The sequence below is a fragment of the Megasphaera vaginalis (ex Srinivasan et al. 2021) genome (genome assembly GCF_000478965.1).
GTDB lineage: Bacteria > Bacillota > Negativicutes > Veillonellales > Megasphaeraceae > Megasphaera > Megasphaera vaginalis.
In genome coordinates this window covers 12,131-33,206 of the sequence record NZ_AWXA01000053.1, presented here as the reverse complement: position 1 = coordinate 33,206, position 21,076 = coordinate 12,131, and the positions used below count along the sequence as shown (strand labels likewise).

The following is a 21,076-nucleotide window of genomic DNA, read 5'->3' as shown; positions in this document are numbered from 1 at the left end:
CCTCTCTTCTACCTGTTTAAAAACGATTTAACAAGATTGTAGACAATAATGATAAGCGCAGTGCCGATCAGATATGGCGCGGCAACGAGCAGCAACCCGAAAACGCTGACGATCACGGCGACAATACAGAAAACAATGAATCCCAACGCCAGCTTGACGCGCCAGTTCAGATTGCTGCTGTATACGTTGAAGCGCGCTCCTGCAACGTCATCATGAGCCACGCTGCGCTGCTGTCCGGCAGCGTGGACGGTCCCGTCTTCTTCTATCGTTTGTCCTTGGAAATTATCCCGCTCTTCTTCGGACATTATCTTTGTATCCTGTTCCATCCTGTATATACCTGCCGCATCTGCAATGCCGCCATCGTTACCGCCGCCAGCACCTGATTCCGAGCCGACGACAGACTGCATCGCAATGCCTCCTTCCTGAAGATTTTTCTTTTACTATCGATTTTTCATCGTTCGCTCAATATTTCGTTTCGCTTCTTTTTCCGCCAAGTCTCGGCGTTTATCGTAAAGCTTCTTTCCTGTTGCCAAGGCTATGGCCACCTTTACTCTTCCCTTTTTAAAATACAAGCTCAAGGGAATCAAAGTATATCCCTTCTCTTTGACATTTCCGAAAAGCTTCAGTATTTCATATTTATGCATCAACAGTTTTCTCGTCCGCAGCGGATCGACATTGAACCGATTGCCTTGTTCATAGGGACTGATATGCATGCCGAGCAGATAAAGTTCACCGTTTTCAATGCGGCAGAAGCTGTCTTTTAAGTTCACCTTCCCCTGACGCAGCGACTTGACTTCCGTTCCCGTCAGTGCCAACCCTGCTTCGAAGGTTTCATGAATAAAGTAATCGTGGCGCGCCTTGCGGTTATCCGTAATATATTTTACGCCTGCCGTCGTCTTAGCCAATCGCACTTCCTCCTACTTTCTTTTCTTACTTGTCTTGCGTTTCTTTCTGCCCTTTTTATTCTTGCTCTCTTTTTCCGTTTTCTTGCCTTTTCTGCTCTTTTTTCCGGCTTCGTCTCCGCCGCGGCTTTCCTTGCCGCTCTTGCCCCGTTTACGACGACGTTCGTTATTTGCCGCCATTAACTGCTGCAAATCATCCAACGATTCTATCTTGCCGGGAACAAAATCTATTTCACACTTTTCGACGTTGACCTGTGCCAGCGTAACGGTCAGCGCATCGCCCAAACGGTAGACATTGCCGCTCCGCCTGCCGATCATCGTATACGTTCCTTCATCGAATTCATACTCGTCGTCAGTCAGAAAAGAAATATGTACCAGCCCTTCAATGCCGTTTTCCAGCGCGACGAAAAGGCCGAAAGACGTAATGCCCGCAACGTGCGCCTCATACGCTTCGCCAATAAAGGGTACCATATATTCAGCCTTCTTCAGATCATCTGTCTCCCGTTCCGCCGTAACGGCAATCCGTTCGCGCGTACTTGCCTGAGCGGCCGCCTCCGTATGAAAAAGACGCGACTCTTCGATTTCTTTTTCTTTCATCTTGCCTCGTTGCTGATAAGTCCGTATAAGGCGATGAACCATGAGATCGGGATAACGCCGAATCGGCGAAGTGAAATGCGTATAACATTCGGAAGCCAGTCCGAAGTGTCCCGCATTTACCGTAGAATAGCAGGCCTGCTGCATCGAGCGAAGGACGATCGTCTGCACGACAAGTTCCGCTTCCGTTCCCTTAGTCAGATTCAGAAGTCGCTGAAAATCAGCAGGCGTAACCGCATCCGCTGCCGGAATAGGCAGATTAAAAGCGGAAAGGACTGTTTTCATCAAGGTGATCCGCTCCGGATCCGGCAATTCATGAATCCGATAAACGGCAGGGTTTTCACTGTCCCGCAAATAAGCCGCAACCGTTTCGTTGGCGATCAACATCGATTCTTCCACGATCTGTTCGGCAATCGTCCGTTCCCTTTTTTCCAACCGCAGCGGTTTCCCTTCTCGATCCAAAAGGATTTTGTATTCGGGGAAATCGAAATCGACGGCGCCGCGGCGAAGGCGCATCGCCTTCAAGATGTTCGACAATTTCTCCAGATTTCGCAGCATGGGAAGGAACGGCTGCAAATCGTCAGGAACAATATCATCGACAAGCGCTTTTTTGACTTCTTTATAATTGCAACGCCGTTTGACATTGATCACGGCCGGCCCGATATCGGCCTGAAGGACCTTACCCGTTTCGTCGATTTCCATGACACAAGTCATGGAATACCTGTCTTCGCCGGCATTAAGACTGCAAATGCCGTTGCTGAGAACCGTCGGCAACATGGGAATCACCCTGTCCACCAGGTAAACGCTGGTACCCCGTTCGTACGCTTCTTTGTCAATGGCGCTGCCTGGCCGGACGTAGTGACTGACATCGGCAATATAGACGCCGAGACGATAGTGTCCGTCGGGCAAGAGAGCGATATCAATGGCGTCATCCAAATCCTTGGCATCTTCACCGTCAATGGTGATCAGCGTCCTGTCGCGATAATCACGGCGATCATCGGTACAGCGGACAGCCATATTGATGCGAGCCGCTTCCTGAAGAACGGCTTCGGGAAATGCGAAGGGCAACTGATGACGGGCCATAATAACTTTTATGTCCAAATCTTTATCGCCGTCATAACCGAGCACTTCCAGAATGCGGCCTTCGGCCTTGCGCTGTTCCTGCGGCCACTGCGTGATCCCGACGAGGACTCTGGCGCCGCTGCGGGCATTGCCGTCTGCTTGAAGCGGGATGTAGATATCTTCCCGGATCCGTTCGTCATCGGGCGTGACAAAGCCGAAATTTTTCTGTCTGTCATACGTTCCGACCAGCGTTTCATTCGCCCGTTCCACAATGCGGACAATCTCGCCTTCCCGTTTATGACCGCCATCGGCACGATGAATGATGCGGACGACAACTTTATCATTATTCATTGCCGTATGGCGATGCTGCTCGGCAATATAGACATCTTCCTTCATATCTTCACTGAGCACGAATCCGAAAGCCTTCGTATACCCCTTATAAATGCCGACGATCTCCAACGGTTTCTTGGTTGCCAACAAACGATCTCCTGCGACGCCCACGAGCCTTCCCTCCTTTATTAAAAAAAACGTTCCGGCGCACGGACCGGATGACCTGCTTACTGTACGTTTCAATTATACCATGACCGGGCCATAAACACCTACAACCGCTTTCTGTCCCTACAAAAAAAGACCTGCAGCTTCAACTGCAGGCCCGTACATCGCTCAAAAGGTATTCATCATTCGTCCCAAAATCAGCGTCAGTATTCCGAACAGAACGGACAGAATGATCGTTATTTTTGACAACAACGCATCCAACCCGCGCGCTCTGCTGCCGAATAAATCTTCGGCACCGCCGCCGAAGCCGGCACCCATGCCCTGCGTCTTGCTCTTCTGTGCCACGACAACCCCGATGAGAAGCAGTGCCAATAATACTACTGCAATTTGCAATACGGTAATCACGCTATTCCTCCTAACCAAACATACCTAACAGTATCATTGTACACTTATTTATATTTTCTATCAATAGGTGACTGCGCTTTATTTTCACTGTGACGCATTTCCAGATACCGTTCCAATTTCCGTTTGACCCGCTGTAAGGCATTGTCAATGGACTTGACATGGCGCTGCAGTTCCTCCGACATTTGCTGATACGATTTGCCATCCAGATATGCCAACAGTACCTTCCACTCCAGATCGCTCAGAATCTCGTTCATCTTCAACTCCATGTCGCAGATCTCTTCACGGCTGATAATCAGTTCTTCCGGATCCGTTACGCTGATGCCCGTCAGGACATCTTGCAGTGTCCGATCAGATTCTTCCGCGTAAATCGGCTTATTCAGCGATATGTAAGAATTAAGGGGCATATGCTTCTGTCGTGTTGCCGTTTTGATGGCCGTAATAATCTGCCGCGTAATGCACAAATCGGCAAAAGAACGGAACGATGCCAGTTTATCATTGCGAAAATCGCGGGTCGCCTTGTAAAGACCGATCATTCCTTCCTGGATAATATCTTCTTTATCGGCGCCGATAAGGAAATACGAGCGCGCCTTCGCCTTTACGAAATTTCTGTACTTGTGGACAATGTAATCCGTAGCATAGCCGTCATCGGTTTCCTGAGCCAGCGTGACGATTTCTTCGTCCGTCATCGTTTCAAACCGCCGGCCGATCAGACTATCTTCTGTTTCTTCAGCCATTTCATCGCTCCTATTTTGATCTTCTCAGTTCCTCCAGCTTTTTCAGAACATCTCTGTCCCGAACGCGGTAAACGACTTCATTACGGTTACTTCCGTCAGCAACGCCGCCGTTCCCGACGTGATACCGTTTTGCCTCTTCGCGAACGCGCCTGACGTCATCCGCCAATTCCCGGGCCGATAGGCGGCAAGCGCCGCTGCCGAGAACCTGAAATTGTTCCGGTCCATCGGAGGTAGCGACGTAAATCGTCCGCTGACGATTCCGGCAAGTGTAAACCAGCTTTTCGATTCGGCTGTCGGCAGTCTCATCCTTATCAGTAAATAAGACGGTGCAGTCGGCGCCGATGTGCTGTATTTTTCCATCGTCGTCGGTGTGCATGGCGTCAAAGACGACGACGATCTCGATGCCTTTAGCCTTGCCATAACTGGCCAGCAGAGACTGCAGCCGCTCTCTGCTGTGCTCCAGCGATTCCCGTGCCAGCTGTTTCAGCTCATCCCAGGCAAAAATAATGTTATACCCGTCTATAAAATACAGATCCTTCATGGTCATAACCGCCGCTGACGCACAACTTCATACATCAGCAGGGCCGCTGCCACTGACGCGTTCAACGAATTAACATTGCCGAACATGGGAATCTGTACCAGCACATCACACGTTTCTTTCACAAGCCGTGAAATGCCGCGTCCTTCACTGCCGATAACCAGAATGACAGGCGCTGTCAGCGAACTGTGGAAATAATCGACAGTACCGTCCATGTCGGCACCGATCACCCAAAATCCGCGTTTTTTCAATTCCTTCAAAAGCCGCGTGCTGTTGCCGATCTGTACGATAGGCATATACTCAACGGCGCCGGCCGAGGTTTTACCGACAGTCTCGTTCACAGGCGCACTGTGCCGTTTCGGCAGCAGAATCGCATCAACACCGGCGCACTCTGCCGTACGGATAATGGCTCCCAAATTATGCACATCTTCAATCCCGTCCAACAGAACCAAAAAAGGCACCTTTCCCTTGTCTGCCGCATCGGCCAAAACCTCAGTCAAATCGGCAAAATCAATGGCCGCCGCCACGGCAACGACACCTTGATGCGCCGTTCCTCCGGCCAACCGTTGCAATACCTTTGACGGCACCATTTCCACGGTGACGCCGCGTTCGCGGGCAATTTCATAAATTCGCTGCAAAGGCTGCGACGGACGACCGTTCGCCAAATATAGTTTCGTAATGGACCGACCGGCACGCAATGCCTCGCTGACACTGTTGCGGCCCGTAATAATACATTCGCTGCTCATCGTCATTCCCGCTCTTTCACAACATGCACCGTCCGGCAATAATCCCTTGTGCAGGTGTAAACCATTTCCATCATTTCAGTCAACCGCTCCGCATCTTCAGCCATAACCAGATACCCGATCAACGCTTCCAGCGCCGTGCTGTCGTGGTATTCGGCGACAGACGCGCTCCTCGGCACTTGCGAATAGGCATTGCGCGCCCGCCTGCAACAGGCGGCTTCCTCTTCCGTCAACGTACGTTGAAGCTGCCGGTACACATACGCTTGTACTCTGGCCGAAACAAATTCCGCTGCCAACGTATGTAAAACTTGCACGTTGGGAATCCCTGTCGCCACCAGGCGGCGCCGCAGATACAGCGCATAGTAAGCGTCACCTACAAAGGCCAGGGAAATGGAATCAAGGCCGATCGCCTGCTGCTGCGGCACATCGAGTCGACTGCCGGCGGCAAAGGCGTCATAAGCCTTTTTTTTTAATGACGTAAATTGTTTGAATTTCACTTTTTTCCAATGCGCTCCCTGCGGCGAGTCTTCGATCGTAATGCCGAGCGCCGCCAGTTTATCGCGGATAGCATCTGCCAGCGCATACTGCTTTTGCACACGGCATTCCTGGCGGATCTCCAAAATGGCCGCCATCAGCTTCGCGTAATCTTCATCATTGGCACTGCTTGCCGATCCGGTCCAACGCGCTTCCAAAATGCCGAGAATATCGGTCATGGTCTTGAAAATGCGTTTGACTTCGGCGAGCACGGAGGCATCGACAGGTACGCCGTTGGCAACAACATCATTCTTGTAGATATTGATTTTTTTGGCCAACTCAAACATGGACGCGCTGGCAAGGGCCGTGTTAAAATCGTCGCACATAGCCGCTTCGTAATCTTCTTCCGCCTTTTGCGCATCAGCCAACAGCTGTTTTCCTGCCGCAGACTGCGCACCGCTCGGTTGTTCCAGCAGGAAAAGCGTATTGTCAATCGCCGTGCCGAGACGTTCCAAACTGCGCGTCATTTCTTCCAGACGTTCGTCGCTGAAATCCAGCGGGCTGCGATAATGGTTGGAAATGAGGAAATAACGGAGCGCATCAGCGCTGTAATGAGCCAACACATCTTTGACGAGGAAAAAATTGTTCAACGATTTGCTCATTTTTTCCGAATTGATCGTAATAAAACCGTTATGGAGCCAATATCTGACCATAGGACCATGACCGCAAAAAGCTTCAGACTGAGCGATTTCATTTTCGTGATGCGGGAAAATCAAATCACTGCCGCCACCATGAAAATCAAAGGTATCTCCCAAATACCGATTACTCATTGCCGAACATTCAATATGCCAGCCTGGGCGCCCTTTACCCCAAGGACTGTCCCAAGCCGGCTCGCCCGGTTTTGCCCCCTTCCACAAAGCAAAATCCATCGGGTTTTCTTTGCGATCATCAATCTCTATGCGAGCGCCGGCCATCATATCATCAAGCGTACGGCCGCTGAGCTGACCGTAGTTGGCAAAACTGTCCACCTTATAGTAAACGTCATGATCAAGGACGTAAGCATGTCCCTTTTCAATCAGCGTCTCTACCATACGGATGATATCTCTCATATGATCGGAAACGCGCGGATACTTGTCGGCGCGACGTACGTGAAGCGCATCCATAACTTCGAAATAAGACGCAATGTACCGATTGGAAATCGTATCCCACGATACGTCTTCCCCATTGGCGGCATTGATGATTTTATCGTCAACATCGGTAAAATTCTGAATATGAAGCACTTCATACCCGAGATGTTCCAGATACCGTTTAATGACATCCCAAGTCACAAAGGGCCTGGCGTTTCCCATATGGGAATGATTATACGGCGTAATGCCGCATACGTACATCTTAACCTGTCCGGGCGTTACGGGCACAAACTTTTCTTTTTTACGCGTCAGCGTGTTATATACCATTAATTCTCTCATTCCGATTCCCTCCCGAAAATGCATACAAAAAGGCCGCCATCCCCTTACAGAGACGGTGGCCCGCGATTCCACTCTGCTTTACGGTTCTGCACCGCAATCTCAAAGGCCTATAACGGAGCCGTCCGGACCGGATTACTGTCACTTCACCCGGTCAACTCACAAAGGCAGCTCTGCTGGCTCGTCTGCGTAAGGAACTCTCAGCCATCGTTTCCTTTCTCTGTCGCGGTCACCAGCAAAAAATTTTGCTCATCGTTGTTGACATGGATTATTATTTTGTACTCATTATAATACCCAGTAAGTGCCATTCTGTCAAGGAAATTTACTGTAAAAGTCCACTTTTCCCAATTCGTTCCAACACTTTCTCCCGTCCCATCAACGCCGCGATGACATTAAGATCAGGGCCGTGCATAACGCCGGTAAGGGCTACACGGATCGGCATATAGACGGACTTTCCTTTTACCTTAAGCCCTTTTTGAATTTTTTTAAAGAGAGGCTGTACCGCGTCGGGGGTCACTTCGTCAAGCGCGGCGAATTCATCGGCAAACATCTGCAAAACGGCAGCCGCCGTTTCTTCGTTCAAGACGGCTGCCGTTTCTTCGTTTTCCGGTGTAAAATCATCACTGAAAAAGATTTTGGCTGCATCGACGATCTGTGCGCCGTACTGGAGATGTTCGCGCAAAGCGTCGACCATGGTCATGAGCCACTGACGCTGCCCGTCGTCTATTTCTTCCGATACAAAACCGGCTTGCTGCAAATGAGGCAGACAAACATCAAGCAGTGCTTCCGGAGTCAATGCCTTCATATAGTGGAAGTTGATCCAATTCAGCTTTTCAATATCAAAAACAGCCGGATTTTTTGCCACTCTGCCCAGTGAAAAAGAATGGATCAATTCCTCTTTCGAAAAGATTTCCTGATCCGTTTCCGGTGTCCACCCGAGAAGAGCGAGGAAGTTGACAAGGGCTTCCGGTAAATACCCCAAATCACGATATTGCTGTACAGACGTGGCTCCGTGCCGTTTACTCATTTTCTTTTTATCTTTACCGAGAATCAGCGAAACATGAGCGAACGTCGGCGCAGCAAACCCCAATGCCTTGTACAGAACAAGCTGACGCGGCGTATTGGATAAATGTTCTTCAGCGCGGATGACATGGGTGATTCCCATTAAGGCATCATCCAGAACTACGCAATAGTTGTAAACGGGAACACCGTCAGACTTGACGATAACAAAATCGCCTACTTTATTGGCGTCGAAAGATACATGACCGCGCACGATATCATCAAATTCCAGAAGTTCATCGGGCGGTGTGACGATGCGGATGACATAAGGCCTGCCTTCCTGTAAATACCGTTCGACCGTTTCCTTCGGCAAGTTACGGCAATGACCGCCATAAACCGGAGTCTCTCCCTTATCCATCTGCGCCTGTCGTTCCGCTTCCAGTTCTTCAGGGGTACAGAAGCAGTAATACGCTTTTCCTTCAGCCAGCAGCTTATCGGTATACTGCTGATAGCAGGCGAGCCGTTCCATCTGGCGGTACGGACCGTTCGGACCGCCGACGTCAATCCCTTCGTCCCAAGTAATGCCGAGCCAGCGCAACGCTTCCTTAATATTTTCTTCCGACTCCCGTGTCGAACGCTTCTGATCCGTATCTTCAATGCGGACAATCAACTTTCCGCCTGCGTGCCTGGCGGCCAAATAATTAAAAAGAGCGGATCTGGCACCGCCGATATGAAAAGGCCCTGTCGGGCTGGGAGCAAAACGAACGCGCATTTCTTCTGACATCATACTGCCTCCTACTATATTGTCCTGTATTTGAGTATCATGGCCGCCGCCTGTGCCGCCATGCCTTCTTCTTTGCCGACGAAGCCGAGACGTTCCGTCGTCGTCGCCTTTACCGATACAGCTGCCGCATCAATTTGCAGAGCAGCCGCAATATTTTGAATCATTTCCGTTACATATGCTTTTATCTTCGGACGCTGCGCCATAAGCGTCACGTCGACGTTAATGACGCGACAGCTGTTTTCCACCAATATCTGTCGCACTTTCTGCAATAAAACAAGGCTGGAAATATTTTTAAAAGTCATATCACTGTCGGGAAAATACGTACCGATATCCTTCAAGCCGGCAGCGCCGAGCAGAGCGTCCATCAGGGCGTGAATCAACACATCGGCATCGGAATGGCCGGCCAGTCCCTTCTCAAAGGGAATCTCAACGCCGCCGAGTACCAGCTTCCTGCCGGTAACGAGCTGATGAACATCATAGCCGCTGCCGACCCGATGCTCTGTCGGCCCGTTCATATAAAATTCCAGAATCGGCACATCATCCATCGTAGTCACTTTATGATTTCGTTTATTGCCCTGCAAGATGAGGATTTTTTCCCCCAGTACTTCTACCAACGACGCGTCGTCAGTGCCGCTGATCCCGGTTTCCTTGGCATGACGATGTGCCTGCAACAGCGTATTTCGCCGAAATATCTGCGGTGTCTGTACGGCGATCAGTCGGCTTCTGTCCAATGTCGTTATTCGTTGCAGTCCTTCCGCTTCCGCTATTTCCTTCATTTTTACCGTATCCGTTACGGGAATGGCATAAACGGCCGCATTAGCATGGGCCATCGTCGCAACGGCATTGTCGAACCATTCCGGCCCTGCCATAGGACGCGAACCGTCGTGAACCATGACGATCTCGGATGTTGCGGCAGTCGCCAGAAGACCGTTATAAACAGAATCCTCTCTCTCCGCACCGCCTAAGACGTATTTTATCGGAACTGCCGGTTGCAAAGAGGCGACAATCGCTTCAATCATCTTCCGATCCACTTCGGCAAAGACAATGACGACTTCGGAAACGCAAGACGCCGCCAACACATTTTTTAACGTGTGCGTCAAAACGGGACTGCCGCACAAGGGGTAAAAAAGCTTATTCTGTTCGTATCCGAAACGCCGGCCGGAGCCGGCAGCCACGAGTATTACAGAAACGTTCAATCAACTCACCTGCTCATTCCGAAACACGAACAAAAATCATACGGCCTGCAGAGGTTTGCAGTACGGAAGTCACTGTTACCGGAACCGTCTTTCCGATATATTTCTCACCGTTTTCGACAACGATCATCGTACCGTCATCCAAATACGCCACCCCTTGATTGTTCTCTTTACCGGCTTTGACAACGAGTACTTCCATTTCTTCCCCCGGTATCAGCGACGGCTTCAAGGAATTGGCCAAATCATTGATATTCAGTACAACTACGCCTTGTAAAGCGGCGACCTTATTCAGATTATAATCATTCGTCACAATCTTGGCATTGATTTTTCTTCCCAAACGAACCAGCTTGGAATCGACTCCCTGCACATCATCAAAGTCATCATGAATAATCTGTACTTCAACAGGGTGATCTTCCTGCATTTGCTTTAAGATATCCAGTCCGCGCCGCCCTTTGTTCCGTTTCAGAAGGTCGGAAGAATCGGCAATGAGCTGCAATTCCTCCAAGACGAATACCGGTATCAGCAAAGGACCTTCCAGAAAACCGGTCCGGAAAATTTCGGCAATGCGGCCGTCGATAATGGAACTCGTATCCAGTAATTTCCCGGAAAATTCCCTTTCCTTTTTACGGTTTTCCTTACCGGCTTTGCCGAAGGGAAGAGCAGACACCATTTGGATGATTTCATTTTTCTTGCGCATGGCAATACTCATTCCGGCATACCCGAAAACAATACTGAAAACAATCGGTCCATATGCGCCGATAATCGGCAGGCGGGCAAAGGCAAATCCAATTAAGGTAGCAATAATAAGTCCAAAAAGCAGGCCCAAGGTCCCGACCATCAGATCCTGACTGGCGAAAGCGCCCAAACTATTTTCCATCCAATGAATCGCAATCCAAAGAAGACGCAAAATGAATGATGAAAGCAAATACCCGATACAGGCCCCCAAAACGGCGCTGAGAATATAGGCGACGATTGTCACGACAGTCGTGCCGAATATGCCGGCAGTCCCGCTTTCGATCTCCAGTTCGGCGCTAAACAGCGGCATCGAAACAATTTGATCGGCAAGCATGACAAAAATCAGCGCGAAAACCAAAGAAATAGCTGCTTTCATCACCTTATTAGCCATATTTCGCCCATTGAACCGCTTATTGTTTTTGCCTTCTGCAGACGGAGCGGTTTCCTTCCTTTCCGACATATGGTTCACCTCCTTTTAAGATTCACGATAATACGATTGTACACGTTTTTAATGTATCATCCGTTAAAAACTTTTGCGGCAAAATAAACTCTGCCGAAAACAACATTTCGACAGAGCTGCATCTGCACGTTCTTACCGATGAAATCCGGCACGCGCTCCATAGCTGCAAAATCCGCCGGAGCGGCAATCGGATCGCTGATAACGATAATTGACAGGTTGTACCCGTTCCTGCTGTCCCTGCGTATTGATCACATACGTGTCATGATTCACAATCGGCTCCATATGCCCGTCAGCCATGATCCGATAATGCTCGTAGTTTACGATCGGGCCTGTCATGCCGTTCGAGCCCGTTGTATACACAACTTGCCGATTGTTCACACTTCCCACCGGCGAAGATGCCGAGACCGTACCGGCTGCAAAAAGGACGGTAGCACACAAGGCACAGACCAGCGCCGTAAGCATACGACGCCTGTCCGTCTGCTCCGTATCCATATGATTCCTCCTCCATTAAATGGTCATACTATTGTTAGTATAACACATTATTTATAAAAAAGAACAGTTTTTCTCTTTAACCTGCCGCTTTTCCGATCAAAAAACCGCCGCTACAGCTTCTTGTAACGTAGCAACGGCTATAACGCGACAAGACGCGTCGACGGCTCCGACTACCTCTTCATGGTTTCCCCGGGGAATGATAAAGCGTTTGAACCCCAACTTGACGGCCTCCCTGATACGGCGCAGACAATGGGGTACACGGCGAATCTCACCGGTGAGGCCGACTTCACCGAGGCAAACCGTATTGCTGTCGATAACGCTGTCGCGACAAGACGACAGGATCGCCAAAAGGATGGGAAGATCAGCTGCCGTCTCCGTTATTTTCAGGCCGCCGACAACGGTAAGATAGACATCTTGAGCCGCCAGTGAAAGACCGACCCTCTTTTCCAACACCGCCAGGAGAATGATCAGCCGATTATAATCCATGCCGACGGCGGTACGGCGCGGTACGGAAAAAACGGATCGCGTTGTCAAGGCCTGGATTTCGCCCATAAGCGGCCGCATACCGTCCATGACGGCGACGACGGCAGAACCCGAGTTCGCCGTCGCCCGCTCTGCCAAGAGCAGTGAACTCGGGTTATCCAATTCCGTCAGTCCCGTTTCCGTCATCGTGAACAATCCGGATTCATCAGTCGAGCCGAAACGGTTCTTAATACTCCGCAAGATGCGGAATGGGTACTGCCGCTCTCCTTCCAGGTAAAGAACGACATCGACAAGATGCTCCATAACACGCGGCCCGGCGATATTTCCGTCTTTTGTCACATGCCCGATAACGATAACCGGTATTCCCGTCGTCTTGGCAAAGGTCAGCAAACGGTTCGTTCCTTCCCGAATCTGCATCATGCTGCCGGGAGCGCCGTCGCATTCACTGCCGTACATGGTTTGAATAGAATCAATGATGAGCAGTCCCGGATGTTTCTTTTCCGCTTCCGACAAAATAGCATCCAAAAAAGTGTCCGCCTGTATCCAAAGGCCGTCGGCAGCCAAGCGAAGCCGGTCTGCACGAAGCTTAATCTGCCCGGCCGATTCTTCGCCTGACGCATAAAGGACGCTGCCTTGATGACGGCTGACTGCAACGGACAACTGCAAAACCAGCGTTGATTTGCCGATACCCGGATCACCGCTGAGAAGCATCAGCGCACCGGGTACGATGCCGCCGCCGAGGACGCGATCCACTTCGGCGATCCCCGTTGTCAGCCGGCGCATCTTTTCCATAGCGATTTCGTTAAGCAAGGCCGGCCTGACGCTGTCCCCGTCTCGTTTCACTGCCGCAGCTTTCTTCGGCCCATCTTGAACGATGGTTTCTTCGCGAATCGCATTCCATTCACCGCAGTGCGGGCAGCGGCCAAACCAACTGCTAAAGACACTGCCGCACTGTTCACAGACATATCGTTTCTTGCTTTTAGCCATTTACTCTTTCTCCGTCGTAAACACAAGTTTCTTTTGATCGCCGCCATCAACATGGACGCAATTGCCGCTCTTCAGTTCGCCGCTTAAGAGCATTTCGGAAATAGGATCTTCTACAAGTTTTTGTATAGCGCGCCGCAGCGGTCTGGCACCATACGCAAAATCACTTCCTTCGCGAACGAGAATAGTGTCGGCAGCCGCTGTCCAATCCATGTTGATGCCCTGTTCTTCCAAACGTCCCGTCAGTTCCCGCAACAGAAGCGACACAATACGGCGCAGGTCTTCTTGCTTCAACGGCTTAAAAACGAGTATTTCATCAATACGATTTAAAAATTCCGGACGGAAGAAGCGCCGCACCTCACTGAGAATTTCATTCTTCGCCCGCTGAAATTCCTTCTCACTGTCCTGCTTGCCGGCGGCAGCGGCAAATCCCACCGTCGGCCCTGCCGGCTTCAAATGAGCCGCCCCGAGATTGCTGGTCATAATAATGACGGTATTGCGAAAATCGACGGTTCTTCCCTTGGAATCGGTCAATCTGCCGTCATCCAGCACTTGCAGCAAAATGTTAAAGAAATCGCTGCTGGCCTTTTCCACTTCGTCAAAAAGGATGACACTGTACGGCTTTTCCCTGACCTTATCCGTCAGTTCCCCGCCTTCTTCATAGCCCACATACCCCGGAGGAGCCCCAACCAGGCGGGCAATGCTGTGGCGTTCCATAAATTCACTCATATCGATACGGATCATCGCCTCTTCACTGCCGAAAAGCTGGCATGCCAACGTGCGCGCCAATTCGGTCTTGCCGACACCGCTGGGACCGAGGAAAAGGAAGGAGCCGATCGGCCGCTTCTCATCCTTCAAGCCGGCCCTGGCTCGACGCACCGCCTTGGCCACCGCCGTAACCGCTTCATCTTGACTGACGACGCGCTTGTGCAGTTCTTCTTCCAGATGCAGCAGCCGCTGCGACTCCGTCTCCGTAATTTGCTGCACCGGAATCCCCGTCCAAAGTGAAACTACCGCGGCAATATCCGCTTCCGTCACGATCAGTTTGACATCATCTTGCTGCTTCCGTTCGCGCTGCAGTTGCGAGATCATGTCATTCAACTGCTGTCCTTCGTCACGCAGAGCTGCGCACCGTTCGAACTCCTCAGCAGCCAACGCCGCCGCTTTTTCTTTGTTAATATCGGCCAACTGAACTTCCAGTGCTTTCAGCTTCTCCGGCGGCGCATATGCGGCCAACTTTACCTTGGCGGCCGCTTCATCCATAATGTCGATCGCCTTATCCGGCAAATACCGGTCGGAAATATACCTGGCTGATAATTTTACGGCTTTTTCAATTGCCTCGTCGGTGATGCGCGCATTATGAAAAGCTTCATACCGGTCTCGCAAGCCTTTCAGTATCTGAACGGCTTCCTCTTCGGACGGCTCTCCCACGTGGACCGTCTGGAAGCGGCGCGCCAAGGCGGCATCCTTTTCAATATACTTTTTGTATTCGTCCAACGTCGTCGCCCCGATACATTGCAATTCACCGCGAGCCAGCGCCGGTTTCAAAATATTTGCCGCATCCATCGTCCCTTCGACGGCGCCGGCACCGATAAGCTGATGCAATTCGTCAATAAAGAGAATAACCGAATCATCTTTTGCCAACAGTTCAATTACCGCTTTGATTCGCTCTTCAAACTCGCCGCGGTACTTCGTTCCCGCAACCAAACCGGCCATATCCAGGGAAAAGACACGCTTTGCCGCCAACAGTTCAGGCACCGTTCCGTTGACGATCCGCTGCGCCAGCCCTTCGGCTATCGCCGTCTTGCCGACACCGGGAGCCCCCAACAATACAGGATTATTTTTTGTCCGACGGCAAAGGATTTGAATAACGCGTTCTATTTCCTTTTCTCTGCCGATTACGGGATCTATTTTTTCACTTTTGGCGGCGGCATTCAAATCGCGGCCGTAATTTTCCAGCGAAACTTTGCCGTTTTCTTCCGCGGCGGCGCCTTCATCCGGAGCCGCTCCCAACAGCTCATTCAGCTTCCGCACGATCTGTTCCGGATCAATATCCATCGTTTCCAAAATTTGAACGGCCATCCCCGTCCCTTCAGCCAGGATACCGGCCAGAATATGTTCTGTACCGACGTATTCCTGTCCCAGTCGGTTCGCCTCGGCAACAGCCATCTCCAGAACCCGCTTCGTTCGCGGTGTCAACGCCAGACCGGAAGCGCCTTTCGTTCCGATACCAACGGTATTTTCAATAGCGCGGCTCACATTTTCCTGTGTTACCCCCAACTGAGCCAGAAGCTGCCCGGCAGAACCGCCGTCAGCCATTACCAGCCCCAGCAAAATATGTTCCGTGCCGACATAGTCATGATGAAACCGCTGCGCCCCTTCTTGGGCATAATGCAGCACTTTTTTTGCGTCATTTGTAAATCTGTTGTACATGTCGTTCCCCCCTCATGCACGTGCCTGCCCGTAAAGGGTTTGGCATTTTATCGTAATTATCACAATTTATATGGCATACGCCGCCAGCGTTTTACGGATAATATCCGCCCGTACCCGGTCTTCGGCGTCATCATTCTTTCCCGCACCAGATTGCCGTAAATGTGCGGTTTCGCAGAGAAAGAGCAGGGCTTCATAGACAGAAGGCCGTTCATGAATGATGCCGAGATCAATGCCTAAGCGCAAATCGCTCAACAGGCGAATCGCTTCCTCCTGCTCCATGAGCCAGGCTTGCGAAAGGATGCCGTAACTGCGAAGAACACCGTCGCGGAGACCGTTTTCGTCTCTCTCCAACAGTTGCTGTCGGCAATTCCGCTCTTCCTTGACAATTTGCGTAACAATTTTTTTCAACTGCGTCAGGACATCGTCTTCCGACATCCCCAACGTAATCTGATTGGCGATCTGGAAAATATTGCCGATATATGTATTTCCCCGGCAATAGACGCCGCATACGGAAAATCCGAATTTGGTAATGCCCTGAACGATCTTCTGCATCCTTTTTTGTGTCACCAATCCTGGCAAATGCAAGGTAACGCCGGCAACCAAGCCGGTTCCCGTCAAGGCCGGATTCGCCGTCAGATAGCCGAAGTCATCGCGGAAAGCGAAGTTGAGCTTGCTTTCCAACGTATCGTCAAGCTGCAAGGCCGTACGCCATACCGTATCCAATGCCGCACCGGCAGCAGCCGCCTGAATGATAAAATGTTCACCTTCATTCACAATGACCTCCGCAGCGCCGTCTTCTCGCAACAGCAGGCCTTGTCCCGTCCCCGGCTGACTCGGCGCGATAAAATGCTTGGCCGCAGCCAAATCCCTCTCCGCTGGAGACAACTTGCCGAGTTCGAGATATTCATAGCGCCCCGTCCCCAACTGTTGTAAACGCGGTACCTGCGCCTTCGCCTCCGTCAGGACGGCTTGCAGTTCCGCAGCCGACGCTTTACCGGGAAAAACATACTTTTTCAGGTTCCGCACCAAACGGATCCGACTTTCCAAAACGATATCGGCAGCTTCACCGGAGCCGTCCTGCCAGGGCAGCAACGGTGCCGTAAGCAATTCTGCAAACATCCCTATCCCTCCTTGCCGCCACGCTGCTGTTCAAGGGCGCGAATTTCGTCACGCACCGTTGCCGCATCTTCATACGCTTCCGCGGCAATGAGCTTCTGCAGATGTTGCCGAAGCCGCTTCAACTGTGTTTCCGTACGAAACACGCCGCTGCCCCGTTCGGGCACCTTGCCGACGTGTCTGCCGTGACCATGTATACGCCGCAGCAGCGGCGTCGCTTCTTCTGCAAACGTTTCATAACAATCGGGACAGCCGAATTTTCCGTTGCGATTGAATTCTTCATAAGTCGTGCCGCAGCTGTTGCAGCGCAATTCCTCGCCGTACCGGCCGTGATGGTCGGGATAAGCCATTTTACGAAAGAAATCATTATCGACAATATTCGACTCTCCGTCGCTTCCGAAGGGACTCTGTTTTCCCGCGCAATCGGCGCAGAGATGAATATCCGTGCGACGGCCGTTTTCTATTTTCGTAATATGCACGACAGCTTCGTGCTTTTTACAGTGATCACAAAGCATGGTACACACTCCTTCCTGTAACGCTATATCGCTATCTGTTTCAAAATACGGCTAATGACGGCAAAGCGCTTTGACGCGTCGTCAATTTCAAGGAAAAGCGCCTGAAAGGTATGATGGAGGATAATGGCTTCTCCGTTGGTAATTACCTTGTTCCTGATCAACTGAAACAGTAAATTATCCAAGTCATCCAAGGTAATACTCACGGCAGGCAGGCGTTCCGTGAGTAAAGCCGGTGTATGGTCCGCTTTTTTTGCCGTCAGCCTGACAATCCGTACAAACCCGCCCGAACCGCGCCGCGATTCAACGAGAAATCCCCGTTCATTAGAAAAACGTGTGCTCAGGACATAGCTGATCTGAGACGGAGCGCATTCCAATTCATCAGCCAGCTCATTTCGCCGCAAAATAATATTCTCTTTTTCTTCTTCCAACAGTTTATGCAAAATAAACTGTTCAATTTTATCTGCCAATACGCTCATGCTGATCACCTTTCTTATCGGTATCTATCCTATCTCATTAAGATAAACTTTTTGACCTTACACTGTATATTATATTCGTCTTTTTGACTTTTTGCAAGAAAAGTCGTCATTCCATTCCTGTATCCGTTGACTTCTTTATCTCCGAACAATCTGCATAAATCGTGCGCTGAAATGCGCCGTCGCAATTGCAAACCCGATTCCGGATATAGTAAAAGCAGGAAGACCGGCACAGTCCTCCTGCTTCTGTGATTCTAAAAAGATAGTTATGATTTTTTACTTTCCGCAGCAAAAGCATTTAATGCCGCCGACAGGGGTACCGTCAAAATGACGCCGAAGCTTCCGGCAAACCCTTTCATAATCTCAACGCCGACGGAGTTGGAATTAATGAGTTGTAAATACGACAGGTCATAAACATAATCCAATACCCAAACACTAAGTGAACCGCCGAAGAAAGCCAAAATCAGTGTCGTCGCCATGGTTCCCATCACGTCGCGCCCGACATCCATGCCGACGGCGAAGAGTTTTTCCCGGGAAATAGCGGGGTTTTCTTTGACCACGGCTGTACAGGCCGCCGTAATATCCATGGCAATATCCATAACGGCGCCGAGGCTAGCAAAAAGAACGCCTGCAAAGAGCAGCTGCCCGACGTCGATCGCCGTGTTCTGCGCAACGAACAGCAGGCTTTCGATATTTGACACATTATATCCCGAAAGGTTGGTCATCTGTCCGAAAATCAGCGCTGCCGCGCCGGAAACAACGACGCCGCCGAGAGTCCCCAAGAAGGCGATGCCTCCTTTGCGGCTCCAACCGTTTATCAGGTACATCGTTGCCGCTAAAATTACGGCTGCTGTCAAAACAGCGGCAACGACAGGCGGCGTCCCGCGGAAAATCATAGGAAAAAAGAGATAGACAAAGCAGACAAAGGTCAAGACCAGGGCCGCGGCGGATTTCATGCCTTTTTTACCGCCAATAAGCGACAACATGAGCAAAAACGTGCCGATGTAAAGATAAATCGGCAGTGATCTGTCGACATTATAAACGGTATGCAGATCCAGAGCCCCGACGACGCTGGACAAAACGATGACCTTCATGCCAGGCTCACAGATCGTACCGAACAAAAGTCCGTTCGGACAGTTTGCCGCCACGAGCCGACCCTTTTGGCTGCCGCTCGTCATCTGCAGCAATACCTCCTGATCGCCTGCACGGCTGCCGTCTTCCTGCAAATTATCCCGCACGATCTCAGCAACAGTTGCCGTTTCAAAGGTCCGCCCTTGGGTAGCGACCATTTCCGGCTTCTCTACATGCTGAAAGTTCTGGAGGAAAAGCGCGGCGCCAAGAAGCACCGCGATTATCAGTGCAAATCGTTTTGCTTTTTGCAAGGTCATCAGTCTTTGACGATGCTGTACGCGTCATCAATGGGCGCGCCGCTTTCAACGTCATATGTGTTGATCGTGAATGACGTATCGGTCACGCGAATGACGGAATATGTCGGACGCCAGGTCTGACTTCTGGCGGCAATATAATCCTGCTGCTGCGGAATCAACTCATAGAATTTGGACCCTGTCGCCGAGTTGGAGGACATATAGAAAACGCCTTGCGGATTGTGCAGTACGCCCTGCTTCATATCGGCAATCGTATAACACAGGTTTTGTGACGTGTACATATCCTTAAACGCGCTGTTTTTCAGCGCCGTGTCCAACAAGCTGTGCGATTGTCCGCTCTGTCCCTGACCGCGCAGGTCGCTGAAAGACAGATGCTTCTTGCCGTCACTGCTGATCTGATAAGTCCGCGCATACGTATGGTCATGTCCTTGCAGAACGACGTCGATATGATTGGCGTCATAGATCGGCGTCAGCTGCGTACGCAAGAGGATGCCGTCAGAATCGGAATGATCGAGACCGCTGCCGTAAATATCCTGGTGCATGACGACGATACGCCATTTGGCATCCGGATACGCGGCGATCGCTTTTTGAATCAACGCCTGATGATCGGCGGCATTATAGTTATTGGCATTAATGACGATAAAGAGCGCACTGCCGTAAGCATAGTAATACCCGTGCCCGGCAACGGTCGGATTCTTTTCTTCCACAAACGGGTTCGGCACATTGAAATGGTTCCCGTAGCCGACAGTCATGCTGTCATGGTTGCCGATGCTCGATGCTTCCGGCAAGCTGCGCAGAGCGCGGGCCGACAGATACCCGGCATATTCTTCTTCTTGCTGTAAAATTTTAGCCGGATCCTGATTGGCTGCCGGTTCATTGATCTGGTCGCCAGGCGAAACCAGGAAATCGATATCCTGATGCTGCGCCAAAGCGGCATTCAGCGTCTTGTTCCAGTTGTACGCATCGTTTCTGGCCGCCATATCGCCGTTCATCTTCTTCGCGCCGTCGGCAGGAGTCTGTCCTTTCGAAGCGCCGATCTGCGGGTCGCCGACATACATGAAGGAAAAATCATGCGGATTTCCGGTCTTGATCATTTCGGCTTTCTGCCATTGCCCGTTCTTCTTAACTTGATACCAATACGTCGAATCGGCCTTCAAGCCGCTGATTTCAACCTTGTTCGCATAATAGGTTTTGCCGCCAATAACCGTTCCTTCCTGACAGACGCCGCCGAAAGTCTTGGCTTTCGACATATCCTCGTTGCGGGATATACGCACTTCCGCACGATCTGCCTTTTCCTTCGAATACCAGGCAAAGTTCAACTTCGATTCATTCGTACCGGGGGCAATCGAAACCTGCTCGTAATCACTTTTGATTTCTTCCCAATGCGCCTTCCATTCCTGCCAGTCCGTGTTATCGGAAACGGCGGTCCGCGTCGTCGCTTGCGGCGTCAGGGAAGCATCATTCCAATGACTTGTCGCCGCAAATACGCCGACAGAAGCCATACATAATACAGCAGCAACGTACGCAGTAATTTTCTTTTTGTTCGTGTGAAAGGAATCCATCGATTCAACATCTCCTCGTCATAAATTATAAACATGATTTCTTTCACTATAC

General features: G+C 50.8%; 19 protein-coding genes and 1 pseudogene. All 20 read right to left on the bottom strand.

Annotated elements, in window-relative coordinates:
• Positions 1 to 8 precede the first annotated feature (8 nt).
• Complete coding sequence (locus HMPREF1250_RS09320; protein WP_023054393.1) at positions 9 to 407, bottom strand: hypothetical protein; 399 nt, start codon at positions 405 to 407, stop codon at positions 9 to 11.
• A gap of 33 nt (positions 408 to 440) precedes the next feature.
• The gene (gene smpB / locus HMPREF1250_RS09315; RefSeq protein WP_023054474.1) at positions 441 to 905 is read right to left on the bottom strand and encodes an SsrA-binding protein SmpB; all 465 of its coding nucleotides are present in this window, start codon (positions 903 to 905) and stop codon (positions 441 to 443) included.
• 12 nt (positions 906 to 917) lie between these two features.
• On the bottom strand, positions 918 to 3,131 hold the full coding sequence (gene rnr, locus HMPREF1250_RS09310; RefSeq protein WP_081696528.1) for a ribonuclease R: 2,214 nt from the start codon (positions 3,129 to 3,131) through the stop codon (positions 918 to 920).
• 90 nt (positions 3,132 to 3,221) lie between these two features.
• Positions 3,222 to 3,458: a preprotein translocase subunit SecG gene (gene secG, locus HMPREF1250_RS09305; protein ID WP_023054405.1), complete on the bottom strand. Its 237-nt coding sequence runs from the start codon at positions 3,456 to 3,458 to the stop codon at positions 3,222 to 3,224.
• A gap of 44 nt (positions 3,459 to 3,502) precedes the next feature.
• Positions 3,503 to 4,192 (bottom strand): RNA polymerase sporulation sigma factor SigH, encoded by a 690-nt coding sequence (gene sigH / locus HMPREF1250_RS09300; protein WP_023054460.1) that lies wholly within the window; start codon positions 4,190 to 4,192, stop codon positions 3,503 to 3,505.
• Between the two features lie 10 nt (positions 4,193 to 4,202).
• Positions 4,203 to 4,739 (bottom strand): NYN domain-containing protein, encoded by a 537-nt coding sequence (locus HMPREF1250_RS09295; RefSeq protein ID WP_231391309.1) that lies wholly within the window; start codon positions 4,737 to 4,739, stop codon positions 4,203 to 4,205.
• The gene (gene rlmB / locus HMPREF1250_RS09290) at positions 4,736 to 5,476 is read right to left on the bottom strand and encodes a 23S rRNA (guanosine(2251)-2'-O)-methyltransferase RlmB (protein WP_036243219.1); all 741 of its coding nucleotides are present in this window, start codon (positions 5,474 to 5,476) and stop codon (positions 4,736 to 4,738) included. The genes HMPREF1250_RS09295 and rlmB overlap by 4 nt, the downstream gene beginning before the upstream one ends.
• 2 nt (positions 5,477 to 5,478) lie before the next feature.
• The gene (locus HMPREF1250_RS11865) at positions 5,479 to 5,898 is read right to left on the bottom strand and encodes a Mini-ribonuclease 3 (RefSeq protein WP_269208561.1); all 420 of its coding nucleotides are present in this window, start codon (positions 5,896 to 5,898) and stop codon (positions 5,479 to 5,481) included.
• 72 nt (positions 5,899 to 5,970) lie between these two features.
• Positions 5,971 to 7,413, bottom strand: a pseudogene (gene cysS / locus HMPREF1250_RS09285) (cysteine--tRNA ligase); the annotation flags it as partial.
• 319 nt (positions 7,414 to 7,732) lie between these two features.
• Positions 7,733 to 9,193, bottom strand: a complete 1,461-nt coding sequence (gene gltX / locus HMPREF1250_RS09280; RefSeq protein WP_036243192.1) for a glutamate--tRNA ligase — start codon at positions 9,191 to 9,193, stop codon at positions 7,733 to 7,735.
• 14 nt (positions 9,194 to 9,207) lie between these two features.
• Entirely contained in the window at positions 9,208 to 10,389 is a 1,182-nt protein-coding gene (gene ispD, locus HMPREF1250_RS09275) for a 2-C-methyl-D-erythritol 4-phosphate cytidylyltransferase (protein WP_023054386.1), read from the bottom strand.
• A 13-nt stretch (positions 10,390 to 10,402) separates the two neighbouring features.
• Positions 10,403 to 11,581, bottom strand: a complete 1,179-nt coding sequence (locus HMPREF1250_RS09270) for a PIN/TRAM domain-containing protein (protein ID WP_023054461.1) — start codon at positions 11,579 to 11,581, stop codon at positions 10,403 to 10,405.
• Positions 11,582 to 11,713: 132 nt separating this feature from the next.
• Positions 11,714 to 12,073 carry a hypothetical protein gene (locus HMPREF1250_RS09265; RefSeq protein WP_023054501.1) on the bottom strand — a complete coding sequence of 120 codons (360 nt, stop codon included), beginning with the start codon at positions 12,071 to 12,073 and terminating at the stop codon, positions 11,714 to 11,716.
• A 96-nt stretch (positions 12,074 to 12,169) separates the two neighbouring features.
• Entirely contained in the window at positions 12,170 to 13,543 is a 1,374-nt protein-coding gene (gene radA, locus HMPREF1250_RS09260) for a DNA repair protein RadA (RefSeq protein ID WP_023054488.1), read from the bottom strand.
• On the bottom strand, positions 13,544 to 15,973 hold the full coding sequence (locus HMPREF1250_RS09255) for an ATP-dependent Clp protease ATP-binding subunit (protein WP_023054441.1): 2,430 nt from the start codon (positions 15,971 to 15,973) through the stop codon (positions 13,544 to 13,546).
• Positions 15,974 to 16,039: 66 nt separating this feature from the next.
• A complete protein-coding gene (locus HMPREF1250_RS09250) occupies positions 16,040 to 17,092 on the bottom strand; it encodes an ATP--guanido phosphotransferase (protein WP_023054516.1) in 1,053 nt (350 codons plus the stop codon).
• A 2-nt stretch (positions 17,093 to 17,094) separates the two neighbouring features.
• Positions 17,095 to 17,604, bottom strand: coding sequence for a UvrB/UvrC motif-containing protein (locus HMPREF1250_RS09245; protein WP_023054445.1), 510 nt, complete (start codon positions 17,602 to 17,604; stop codon positions 17,095 to 17,097).
• A gap of 23 nt (positions 17,605 to 17,627) precedes the next feature.
• A complete protein-coding gene (locus HMPREF1250_RS09240; RefSeq protein ID WP_023054476.1) occupies positions 17,628 to 18,080 on the bottom strand; it encodes a CtsR family transcriptional regulator in 453 nt (150 codons plus the stop codon).
• A 263-nt stretch (positions 18,081 to 18,343) separates the two neighbouring features.
• Positions 18,344 to 19,366, bottom strand: a complete 1,023-nt coding sequence (locus tag HMPREF1250_RS09230; protein WP_196806868.1) for a YibE/F family protein — start codon at positions 19,364 to 19,366, stop codon at positions 18,344 to 18,346.
• Between the two features lie 98 nt (positions 19,367 to 19,464).
• The gene (locus tag HMPREF1250_RS09225; protein WP_023054426.1) at positions 19,465 to 21,024 is read right to left on the bottom strand and encodes a purple acid phosphatase family protein; all 1,560 of its coding nucleotides are present in this window, start codon (positions 21,022 to 21,024) and stop codon (positions 19,465 to 19,467) included.
• Positions 21,025 to 21,076: the final 52 nt, after the last annotated feature.

Coding starts and splice junctions, on each gene's coding strand:
- gltX (WP_036243192.1), bottom strand. CDS start 9,193: ATGTCAGAAGAAATGCGCGTTCGTTTTGCTCCCAGCCCGACAGGGCCT.
- HMPREF1250_RS09265 (WP_023054501.1), bottom strand. CDS start 12,073: ATGGATACGGAGCAGACGGACAGGCGTCGTATGCTTACGGCGCTGGTC.
- HMPREF1250_RS09255 (WP_023054441.1), bottom strand. CDS start 15,973: ATGTACAACAGATTTACAAATGACGCAAAAAAAGTGCTGCATTATGCC.
- HMPREF1250_RS09225 (WP_023054426.1), bottom strand. CDS start 21,024: ATGGATTCCTTTCACACGAACAAAAAGAAAATTACTGCGTACGTTGCT.
- HMPREF1250_RS09230 (WP_196806868.1), bottom strand. CDS start 19,366: ATGGTCGCTACCCAAGGGCGGACCTTTGAAACGGCAACTGTTGCTGAG.
- HMPREF1250_RS09250 (WP_023054516.1), bottom strand. CDS start 17,092: ATGTTTGCAGAATTGCTTACGGCACCGTTGCTGCCCTGGCAGGACGGC.
- HMPREF1250_RS09320 (WP_023054393.1), bottom strand. CDS start 407: ATGCAGTCTGTCGTCGGCTCGGAATCAGGTGCTGGCGGCGGTAACGAT.
- radA (WP_023054488.1), bottom strand. CDS start 13,543: ATGGCTAAAAGCAAGAAACGATATGTCTGTGAACAGTGCGGCAGTGTC.
- rlmB (WP_036243219.1), bottom strand. CDS start 5,476: ATGAGCAGCGAATGTATTATTACGGGCCGCAACAGTGTCAGCGAGGCA.
- HMPREF1250_RS09240 (WP_023054476.1), bottom strand. CDS start 18,080: ATGAGCGTATTGGCAGATAAAATTGAACAGTTTATTTTGCATAAACTG.
- HMPREF1250_RS09245 (WP_023054445.1), bottom strand. CDS start 17,604: ATGCTTTGTGATCACTGTAAAAAGCACGAAGCTGTCGTGCATATTACG.
- HMPREF1250_RS09295 (WP_231391309.1), bottom strand. CDS start 4,739: ATGACCATGAAGGATCTGTATTTTATAGACGGGTATAACATTATTTTT.
- HMPREF1250_RS09270 (WP_023054461.1), bottom strand. CDS start 11,581: ATGTCGGAAAGGAAGGAAACCGCTCCGTCTGCAGAAGGCAAAAACAAT.
- sigH (WP_023054460.1), bottom strand. CDS start 4,192: ATGGCTGAAGAAACAGAAGATAGTCTGATCGGCCGGCGGTTTGAAACG.